The organism is Nostoc sp. UCD121 (assembly GCF_014222285.1).
Lineage (GTDB): Bacteria > Cyanobacteriota > Cyanobacteriia > Cyanobacteriales > Nostocaceae > Nostoc.
The window spans coordinates 24,272-34,426 of the sequence record NZ_JACKZS010000068.1; the positions used below are offsets into that span (position 1 = coordinate 24,272).

9 protein-coding genes are annotated in these 10,155 nt (G+C 41.1%); 4 read left to right on the forward strand and 5 right to left on the reverse strand.

Features of this window, described 5'->3' with window-relative positions; translation table 11 throughout:
• Positions 1–121 precede the first annotated feature (121 nt).
• From purT to GNF10_RS16260, 5 genes are all read right to left on the reverse strand, one after another.
• Positions 122–1,285 carry a formate-dependent phosphoribosylglycinamide formyltransferase gene (purT, locus tag GNF10_RS16240; RefSeq protein WP_185586667.1) on the reverse strand — a complete coding sequence of 388 codons (1,164 nt, stop codon included), beginning with the start codon at positions 1,283–1,285 and terminating at the stop codon, positions 122–124.
• Between the two features lie 65 nt (positions 1,286–1,350).
• Positions 1,351–1,833, reverse strand: a complete 483-nt coding sequence (locus GNF10_RS16245; RefSeq protein WP_185586668.1) for a pentapeptide repeat-containing protein — start codon at positions 1,831–1,833, stop codon at positions 1,351–1,353.
• Between the two features lie 103 nt (positions 1,834–1,936).
• Positions 1,937–3,706: an ABC transporter permease subunit gene (locus tag GNF10_RS16250; protein WP_185586669.1), complete on the reverse strand. Its 1,770-nt coding sequence runs from the start codon at positions 3,704–3,706 to the stop codon at positions 1,937–1,939.
• Between the two features lie 44 nt (positions 3,707–3,750).
• Positions 3,751–4,701, reverse strand: a complete 951-nt coding sequence (locus GNF10_RS16255; protein ID WP_185586671.1) for an ABC transporter ATP-binding protein — start codon at positions 4,699–4,701, stop codon at positions 3,751–3,753.
• 204 nt (positions 4,702–4,905) lie between these two features.
• Positions 4,906–5,760: a mechanosensitive ion channel family protein gene (locus GNF10_RS16260; protein WP_185586670.1), complete on the reverse strand. Its 855-nt coding sequence runs from the start codon at positions 5,758–5,760 to the stop codon at positions 4,906–4,908.
• A 249-nt stretch (positions 5,761–6,009) separates the two neighbouring features.
• Here GNF10_RS16260 and leuB point away from each other — a divergent pair, with 249 nt between their 5' ends.
• From leuB to accD, 4 genes are all read left to right on the forward strand, one after another.
• Entirely contained in the window at positions 6,010–7,098 is a 1,089-nt protein-coding gene (gene leuB, locus GNF10_RS16265) for a 3-isopropylmalate dehydrogenase (RefSeq protein ID WP_163935472.1), read from the forward strand.
• Between the two features lie 90 nt (positions 7,099–7,188).
• Positions 7,189–7,449, forward strand: coding sequence for a hypothetical protein (locus GNF10_RS16270; RefSeq protein ID WP_012409327.1), 261 nt, complete (start codon positions 7,189–7,191; stop codon positions 7,447–7,449).
• Positions 7,450–7,607: 158 nt separating this feature from the next.
• A complete protein-coding gene (locus GNF10_RS16275) occupies positions 7,608–8,498 on the forward strand; it encodes an A24 family peptidase (RefSeq protein WP_185580778.1) in 891 nt (296 codons plus the stop codon).
• Positions 8,499–9,103: 605 nt separating this feature from the next.
• Positions 9,104–10,054: an acetyl-CoA carboxylase, carboxyltransferase subunit beta gene (accD, locus tag GNF10_RS16280; RefSeq protein ID WP_185580777.1), complete on the forward strand. Its 951-nt coding sequence runs from the start codon at positions 9,104–9,106 to the stop codon at positions 10,052–10,054.
• The last annotated feature ends 101 nt before the right edge of the window (positions 10,055–10,155 follow it).

Consider the following 10,155-nt stretch of genomic DNA (forward strand, 5'->3'; position numbering starts at 1 on the left):
TCCTTAGTCCTTAGTCATTTGTCATTTGTTATTTGTTATTCGTCATTTTTTATTGCGTCGGAACTAGCTTCAGAAGCAGAGCATCACCTTACCTTTGATTTAGGCACTCATCAGCTTTTGATTAAATAATTTTGATTTTACTTGCAGCTTTAGTAGCTTTTTCCCTAGCCTCTTCGATATTCAGACCCTTGGCTAAAGCTACTCCCATTCGTCGATATGGATGAGCATTAGGTTTACCAAATAATCTAATATCGACATCTTTTTCTGACAAAGCATCGGCTACGCCTGTAAAACCAATAGAATCAGATTTTTCCGAAGCTAAAATTACCGCACTAGCTGAGGCTCCTAGCTGTTCTATATGAGGAATTGGCAAACCTAAAATTGCTCTTAGATGTAGTTCAAATTCATTGAGATTTTGTGAGATTAATGTCACCATTCCCGTATCGTGCGGTCTGGGAGAAAGTTCGGAAAAAATCACTTCATCTTTGGTAATGAAAAATTCAACGCCAAAAATTCCGGCTCCTCCTAAAGCATCAGTAACTTTTCTTGCTATTTCTTGAGATTTTAATATCTTATCTTCAGAAATTAGTGCGGGTTGCCACGATTCTTGATAATCTCCTCGTTCTTGGCGATGACCAATAGGAGGACAGAAAATAGTCGGTGCATTCCACTGTTTAATTGTTAATAATGTTATCTCGATTTCAAAATTAATAAATTCTTCTACGATGACCTTTTGACTGTCTCCTCTAGAATTTGCGATCGCATAATTCCAAGCTTTCTCAACTTCACTCTTATCCCGCACTACAGACTGACCTTTACCAGAGGATGACATCACAGGTTTAACAACATTACTAAACCCAATTTCATCAGAAATTGTAATTAATTCTTCTAGGGTTGTTGCATAACCATATTTAGCCGTTCTGATGCCCAATTGTTGATGCGCCAGTTCCCTAATTCTATCGCGGTTCATTGTATAGTTAGTGGCAGCCGCAGTTGGTATAACTGTAATCCCTCGCTGCTCAAATTCGATCAGTTTTTCTGTTCTAATAGCTTCAATTTCTGGTATGATAATATCTGGCTGATGTTTTGTCACTACAGCTTCTAAATCATCAGCACTGAGCATAGAAATTACTTCAGATACATCAGCAACTTGCATAGCGGGAGCATTGGGATAGCGGTCAACGGCAATCACATAATTACCAAGACGTTGAGCCGCGATCGCCAATTCTTTCCCTAATTCTCCTGAACCTAGCAGCATCAATTTTTGGGGCAACTTAATATTCATCAACTTATCCAGACCAATCGCGATCCAATAATCTTATAATTTTTTGTGTTTCAATTAACGTCTTTTCAAGAGTTAAATCTAGCCCCGCGCAGTTGTAAGTCTTGACGTTGTAGCAGAGTTAAACCAGTACCTAGACCCAGGTGACACTTATCTACTAAAGTCTCTAACCAAATCGTCTCATCCAAAGTTGCACCTCGCAAATCTGCATTTCTCAAATCGGCTTTCATTAAATTTGCAAATAAGAGGTCTGCATTGACTAAACTACTACCTTGTAGATTAGCTCCAGACAAATTGCCTCGGATGAAGTTTACATCATCTAAAATTAAGCCAGATAAATCTGCTCCTATTAGATTTGGAAATTTTAGCTGACTTGGATATTTAAAAAACCGCATCATACAGATGATATTTGCTTCATTTAGGCGGATTTTAGTTAAAAACTCATAACGGCCAATTCCCAGTTGCTTAAGAATTTGTAGACGCAGTAGGGGACTTTGTTCTAAAAACTGGATGGCTGTATGGCGTAGGTCTTGAGCCGGCAGATTTAGCATGATTGTCAGGTTATTACTATACTTGTGCTAATTAAAAGTTTAACCTTAATACAAGAACCCCGACTTCTCACAGAAATCGGGGTTCTCATGTATAAAGGCTTACCTAGCGTCCTGCTAACAATGCTTTCGTAGCAGATTCACCTGCTAATCTTACCTGCTTTGTCAACTGGAAATTTAACAATGCTAAAACACTCAACTGAGCCACGAATGCCATAAAAATTGTTGTCACCCCAGAATATTGGATCGCTGACCATGGAAAGGGTGAAAACAGCCATACAGTAGGATGTTTCCACGAGGAGATGCCAAGAAATTCTAGAATCATCGGTGGTAAGAACGTTACCGTACCTATAGTACCTATTGCCCAGAAAGAACGTTTGGGAGTTTTCAGCAAAAGTATTAATTGGGCAATGGTCGCGTAAATCATGATTATGCTGATAGACAAAGCTACAGCTAAAAGTACTTTTAAGCTGTTAAAATTGTCACTCGCCCCATTTTGGGTATAGTCTGTATCGAAAACAGATGTAATTGAAATCCAGACTAGCAAAGGGATAGTAACAATTGCCAGATTAATAGCGATCGCCACAAGTGCAGGGCTTTTTTCTGACCAAATTAGATCCCGCCAAACACTCTTGCGGCTAGAAACTTCTTGATGTCGGTATCTTGCCCAATCTTGTACATCTTGACGATGAGGGGAAAGAATGGCAATCAAACTCAAAAGTAACCCCAAGTTGTATATTGCCAGAAAAACTAAATTCGACTCACCCTGTTCATAAAAGTTGGAACTATTGCTCCAAGATTGTAAGGTAAAGCCCCACATCATTATTTGGCAAAAAGCTACTAATACATAACTTTGTCCCTTGTTAATAATTGAGGCTTGAGGATTACGGAAGGAACGTTTCAGAGCTTGTAAGATTCCGTAACTGCACAATCCCAAATTTAATAGATGAAAACCAACAATAACAACAACATTTGTCCCTAATGGTAAATAGAAAAACTCTAGGTTTTTCATTTGAGAACCATTGTATACACGTAACAAGTTAGGAAACAGATAATTTATTGTATCCCAAGGAGCGAAAAGCCTTATCCAAGCAGTTGAATTATTTAAAATGTTGCTAGAAGACGATGATGCAAACCCCATTACTGTGAACAAGAAAAGCAATACTGCACCGCTACCTAACCAAGGCTGAAAACCGCTAAACAAACGACTAATTAAACCAAATAGCAATGCGGCGCTGTAGAAGAAAATACAGCTAGCAACAAGAATTGCGTAGTAACTCAAAATGTAACTAAAGGCAATTTCGGCAGAACGTCCAGCCAACAGATGTAAAGGAACTGCAACTAAGATGACGAGATAAACTAAACTCGGAACTCCTAGCAATTTACCAGTTAATATACTAGTTTCTGATTGGGGGCTAAGACGGATGAAATTCAATGTACCGCGACTTTCTTCTTTGGCTAAATCGTTGATTAATAAATAAGTTCCTGCGACTAATAGTGTAAATACAAAAATTACACTCAAAGTCAAGAATATATATTCCCAATGATCTCGCCACCACAACTGCCAATCAATTTGATTTTGGGGACAAATATTCTTTGCGAGTAAATCATTTAAGTCAGGAATTGGATATTGATCTGATTGCTGGTAAGTCTGGTTTTGTTGCCGTTTATATACTTGACTTAAACGACAATATGTGTTTGTTAGCGAGTATTGATCGTCAGGAAACTCGCGTAACTGATATAAAAAAACTACCAGTTGCAGTAGTAAGGATGTTGCAACTGCGATCGCAACATTAAAAAATTTCAGCCTTCCTTTGAGTTCCCGCAATAGTTGCGGATTCCAATCGCCGATTTTGTCTATAAAATTGGGCATCATAAGAAAAAATTCTCCAAAAATGGGGAGTTATATTTGTTGGCAAATTAAGATGCTTGTTTGTGACCTAATTTTAAGAAAATAGTTTCTAAGTCTTCTTGGGTGCAGTGAAAATCAGTCAGAGGAATATTTGCTTTGATTAGCGAGCGCAACAACTCGGCACTATCTTCTTCTTTACCCGAAAAATTCACCCGCACGCTGTTTTTTCCTGATATCACCTCCCACTCTTCTACTAAATGATGATGTTTCAATTCATTTAAAAGTGTCTCCAGATTCCCCAGAGTGGATATCACAATTTGCTGATGGGAAAGACGTTGGTAAAGTTGTTGTAATGAGGTACTTTCTACCAAGAAGCCAAGTTCCATAATTCCCACAGATGTACACAGTTCCGCTAAATCACTGAGAACGTGGGAAGAAATGATTACAGTCATTCCAGCTTCTTGCAAAGCCTTGATGATTTCGCGGAAGTGCATCCTGGCGATGGGGTCAAGCCCAGAAACAGGCTCATCTAGTAGTAGTAAAATCGGTTCGTGGATAATGGTTCGCGCTAAACTTAAGCGCTGTTTCATCCCCCGTGACAGAGTAGAAATCTGGCTGTGGCGTTTATTTCCAAGTTGAATAAGTTCTAAAACTTCATGTAGACGTTGAGTGCGACGTGGTTCTCGTAAACGATAGAGACGCGCAAAATAATCTAGGTAATCCCAGACTGTCAAATCTTCATATAGTGGGTAGTCATCGGGTAAGTAGCCTAGACGACGCTTCAGTTTGGGATTACTCTTGTCACGGAGTAGGCGATCGCCATTAATATAAATCTCACCCGTAGTTGGTTCTTCAGCAGTTGCCAACATTCGGATGAGAGTTGTTTTACCCGCGCCATTGGGCCCAATCAGTCCATATACTTCCCCCGCCTGGATTTCTAAATCCACATCATTAACAGCAACGTGCCTGTCAAATTGCTTAGTTAGTCCACGGGTACAAATTGCTAATTCTTTTACCATCGCTGCTGGGGTGCGGCTTGTGATTAACACTTAACGTAACCTCTTTCTACAACTTCTGTCAGCCTTGTTTCGGAAATTGAAACTGACTCTCAGAAAATTGGCGACATAAAAAAGTAGGTAAAGCTTATGCCCTACCTACTTATTAATTCTTATTCTGCTATTTAAGAAACTTTGCAAATGAAAGCTTGACTTTTTGCTCTACTATCAAGTTATTTCGGATAGTGGTGGGATGACGTTATTAATTGCATGAGCAGATGAACCGTTAACTGTATAACGGTATTCGGGAACTGGATATCCAGCTTCGTTAAAGGTTTCACGAATAGCTTTATTCGTGTCGAAGTAAACCTGCCAGTAGTGGTCATTATTGCAATAAGGACGTACTGCTAATACAGGCCCTGCAAAGTTAAAATCCTGAATTTCTACATCCGGCGCTGGATTTTCGAGGACATTAGGAATTTGGCTAATTTTCGCTTTTAAAAGTGCGATCGCTTCATTATGTTTCACATCATGATGGATTTGAGCTACTAGATCAACCCGACGGTAAGGATTGGCAGAATAATTCTGGATATTGTCAGAAAAGATTTTATTATTGGCAACAATTGTCAATACATTATCAGGTGTATTAATACTAGTTGTGAACAGCCCAAGTTCTGTAACAGTGCCTGTGACACCTCCAGCTGTGATAAAATCACCAACTTTGAAGGGTCGAAAAACAATTAAAAATGCGCCTGCTGCAAAGTTTGCTAGTAGTCCTCCCCATGCTGCACCAATTGCAATGCCAGCTGCTGCTAACAATGCAGCAAAGGAAGTTGTTTCAACCCCAAAGAAGCCGAGAATTGCCACAATTAGAACAATTTTCAGCGTCACACCAATGATATTCAGAATATAGTTAATTAGTGTCGGGTCAATTTGTTGGCTTCGGAAAGCACGTCGTACTAGCTTCAATGCAAAATCAATCAAGCGTTGAGCAATCAGCCATATAAGAATTGCGCCTAAAACTTTAAGTCCAAACAAAGTTAACAGTTGAAGGGCAACTTGACCTATTTGATTAAAATTCATAAACCTTTTTTGTGTTTGCGTTTATTAACATAAAAACATACAACTAATTTCAACAAAAAATTCCTATAGATAGTTTTTTTTAATTTTTAGATTCTATAGCTGAGTTTTTGAGAGAAGTTCTCATACTTGCTGAGTATCGAAATATTTGCCAGATTACTTCCCCGGCTTACAAATAAATTAAAAGCTCCATTGGTACACTTGCTCGGTATGATATTTAATCTGTAAGCATTTACCTAGTAATCATCAGCTATGACCCAGAACTACCGCATTACTCTACTCCCCGGCGATGGCATTGGCCCTGAAATTATGGCAGTGGCGGTAGATGTGCTGAAAGTCGTAGGGAAACAATTTGATCTGAAGTTTGAATTCCAAGAAGCACTTATCGGTGGTGCAGCAATTGATGCCACAGGCGAACCTCTACCATCTGCCACTCTAGAAACTTGTCGTAACAGTGATGCTGTATTACTTGCAGCAATTGGTGGTTACAAGTGGGATTCTCTGCCATCCAATTTACGCCCAGAAGCAGGTTTGTTAGGGCTACGCGCAGGTTTAGGATTGTTTGCCAATTTGCGCCCAGCGAAAATTTTGCCCCAGCTAATTGATGCCTCGACTTTGAAACGTGAAGTTGTGGAAGGCGTGGATATTATGGTGGTGCGCGAACTCACTGGTGGGATTTACTTCGGTAAACCTAAAGGGATTTTTGCCACAGAAACTGGTGAGAAACGCGGTGTCAATACAATGGTTTACACCGAATCAGAAATTGAGCGCATTGGGCGAGTGGCCTTTGATGCGGCTAGAAAACGCGGTGGGAAACTTTGTTCGGTGGATAAGGCGAACGTATTAGAAGTATCTCAGCTGTGGCGCGATCGCATCACCCAACTTAGTACAGAATATCCAGATATCGAACTCTCTCATTTATATGTAGATAATGCTGCTATGCAGTTAGTACGCGCTCCCAAGCAGTTCGACACCATAGTTACAGGCAATTTGTTTGGCGATATTCTCTCTGATGCTGCTGCCATGCTTACCGGTAGTATTGGGATGTTACCCTCAGCGAGTTTGGGTGCTTCTGGGCCTGGTGTGTTTGAACCAGTTCATGGTTCCGCCCCAGATATTGCTGGACAGGATAAGGCCAATCCTCTAGCACAGGTTTTGAGTGCGGCGATGATGCTACGCTACGCTTTAGATCAACCAAAAGCGGCAGATCATATCGAACAAGCTGTATTGCAAGTTTTAGAACAAGGCGATCGCACTGGGGATATAATTTCTCCAGGAAAAAACCTCCTGGGTTGCCGTGCTATGGGAGACTCACTCATTAAGGCTCTTGAACAAAAATAATTTTAAAGTGAAACTTGGGCAATTTGGCAACCTTTGCTATAAGTTTCGGGTAGACTAAAGGGAAATCTAGCAATCAAATAACAGTCGATAGTGTACGCATTACGACAGAATCCAGTAAATTTCACCGCCCCAAAGAACCAATCGCCTTTGATTGATCCTGCTGTAATCAGAGCCGCTGGGCAGATATACTATACTCACTGTGAAGTCCATCCCGAAATCGCTGGGCAACCTTCCGGTGTAGCAATTAATCGTGTTAATCATCGAGGTAAGGTTATTTTTACTAACCAACCAGTTCTTTTACCTCAAGAGTGTTTTGTACCCTTAAGTCAAATTGAATCACACATTTATTAGTCATTAGTCATTGGTTATTGGTCATTAGTTATTAGTTATTGGTCAGTGGTCATTAGTCATTAGTTCTCGACGAAGGACAAATGACACAGAAATAATGACAAAAGACAAAAGATAAACGACAAATGACACAGAACTAATGACAAAGGACTAATGACTGTATGGACATTTTGTTCGCTATTTCAGCGAGTGTAATGGTCTTTGCTTTGGGTGCATCTATTGGGAGTTTTCTCAACGTTATTGTTTATCGGCTACCTGCTGGGTTGTCAATTCTTTGGCCGCCTTCTCGTTGTCCTAAATGCTTAAATCAGCTAAAAGCTTACGACAATGTGCCAGTATTTGGCTGGATTTCATTAAGAGGGCGATGTCGATATTGCAAAAGCAAAATTTCTGTCCGTTATCCTGTGGTAGAAGGGGTGACGGGCATAATTTTTTTGCTGGTTTTTTTAGTCTTTCAAGTTTCGACTTTCACAATAGGCTATTGGGCTTTTTGTAGTTGGTTATTGGCACTATCGCTGATTGACCTAGATACAATGACCTTACCGAATCCACTTACTCAGTCGGGTTTAGTGGTAGGAATTTTATTCCAAATGGTGGTTGGTTATCTACCAGAAGGAAGTTCTGTGGCATTGGTAAATCATCTTATGATGGCCATAGTAGGTGCAGTCTTGGGCTTATGGCTATTTGATGCGATCGCCCTATTGGGTTCAATTGCCTTTGGGAAAACTGCAATGGGCGCAGGTGATGCTAAGTTAGCAGCCATGATGGGAGCCTGGTTAGGCTGGAAATATTTGCTCTTAGCTAGTTTTATTGCCTGTGCGCTGGGGGCCTTAATTGGCAGTGGTGTTATTATGCATAAACGGATACTCCTAGGTCGAAGCAAGCTACGCACAGCGTCTGGTAGAGAAGCCGCTAATGAAGACACATCGACACACAGGTTAGGACAAAAGATGCCTTTTGGCCCTTTTCTCGCTTTAGGATCTCTGATTACCCTGTTTAGCGGCGAAGCAATTTTGTCTACCTATCTGCGGTTATTTTTTCCAGCGTCTTGAATTGCAGTCGCGAGTATGGAGAGAAGGGGGATAAGGGGAGTAACCCATATCGAATGCCCTTTCATAAGAAAAATTTATAATTCGTGACTGTAACCAACATTACCCCATCGCCCCTTCATATTTTGATAATATTCTGCTTGTGACTTGTATTACCCTCTTGATGACGATTAACCGTTAGCAAGCACAACTATTGCAACAGATGCCGATCGTTCATAACCTAGCAATACGAATCATTGATTTGGGTGGGAGAGGGAGAGCATCTTATTTGGAGGTTGGTATTCTCATGGCTTTGTTCCGTACGTCAATATAATTAAGTCTGCTGAAAATAAAGAGCAGGAGACTTGTATTGGTATAAGTATTTTCGTTAAGCTGGCAACCAAAGATGATAATTAAGGTCTGAATTGCTTAAAAGCGTAGTTTGACGATGTAGTAATTAGTGAGACGGTACGGCCTTCTCCCAAAGGGAGAGGCTACGCCAAGGGGGTTTCCCCCATGAGTAACTGGCGAACCCGAAGGGTCCTTAAGTAAAGACAAATCACTCATGACTAAGAACAACCCAATACGATTTGACATGTTTTCGACCTCATACCCACTTAAAATAAAAAATGGCTAACAACGAAGAATCACGTGGTTTAAAGTCTCTATTTGATTGGTTTGCAAATCGACGGAAATCAGGATCTACCAGCCTTGAACGCCAAGAGCGTGAAATTGCTGATGGATTGTGGCACAAATGCTCTAAGTGTGGCGTATTGGCATACACAAAAGACCTGAAAGCCAATCAAATGGTTTGTATCGAATGTGGTCATCATAATCGTGTAGATAGCGATGAGCGCATTCGTCAATTGATAGATAACAATACCTGGAAACCTCTAGATGAACATTTGCGTCCAACCGATCCGCTAGAATTTCGCGATCGCAAACTCTACAGCGATCGCCTGCGGGAAACACAAGATAAAATTGGCTTAGTAGACGCAGTTCACACTGGTTTAGGTCAAATCAATGGTTTGCCCATTGCCCTTGGGGTTATGGACTTCCGCTTTATGGGTGGTAGTATGGGTTCGGTTGTAGGAGAAAAACTCACCCGGATGATTGAACAAGCCACTCAACGGCGGTATCCTGTAGTGATCGTTTGCACCTCCGGCGGCGCGAGAATGCAAGAAGGAATGCTCTCCTTGATGCAGATGGCGAAAATCTCCGCAGCTCTACAGCGTCATAAAGACGCGCGACTATTATATATTCCCGTTTTGACCAATCCCACAACAGGCGGCGTTACCGCAAGTTTTGCAATGTTGGGCGATATTATTTTGGCAGAACCCAAGGCAACCATTGGTTTTGCCGGTCGGCGAGTGATTGAGCAAACCCTACGAGAAAAACTCCCCGAAAATTTTCAGACTGCTGAAGATTTGCTCCTGCATGGTTTTGTTGATGATATCGTACCCCGTACCCAATTAAAGAATACCCTAGCCCAGCTGATTGCTCTACACCAGCCTGTACTAACACCACCTCACATGGTGTTGTGGGAAACAATGTCTTTAACTTCTACCGCCGCAGAATAGAATATGGGGAATGGGGAACTTGTACTGAGCGCAGTCGAAGTATGGGGAATTGGGCATTGGGCATTGGGCAAAACAGTTCTGAGTGCTGAGTGCTGTTAGCG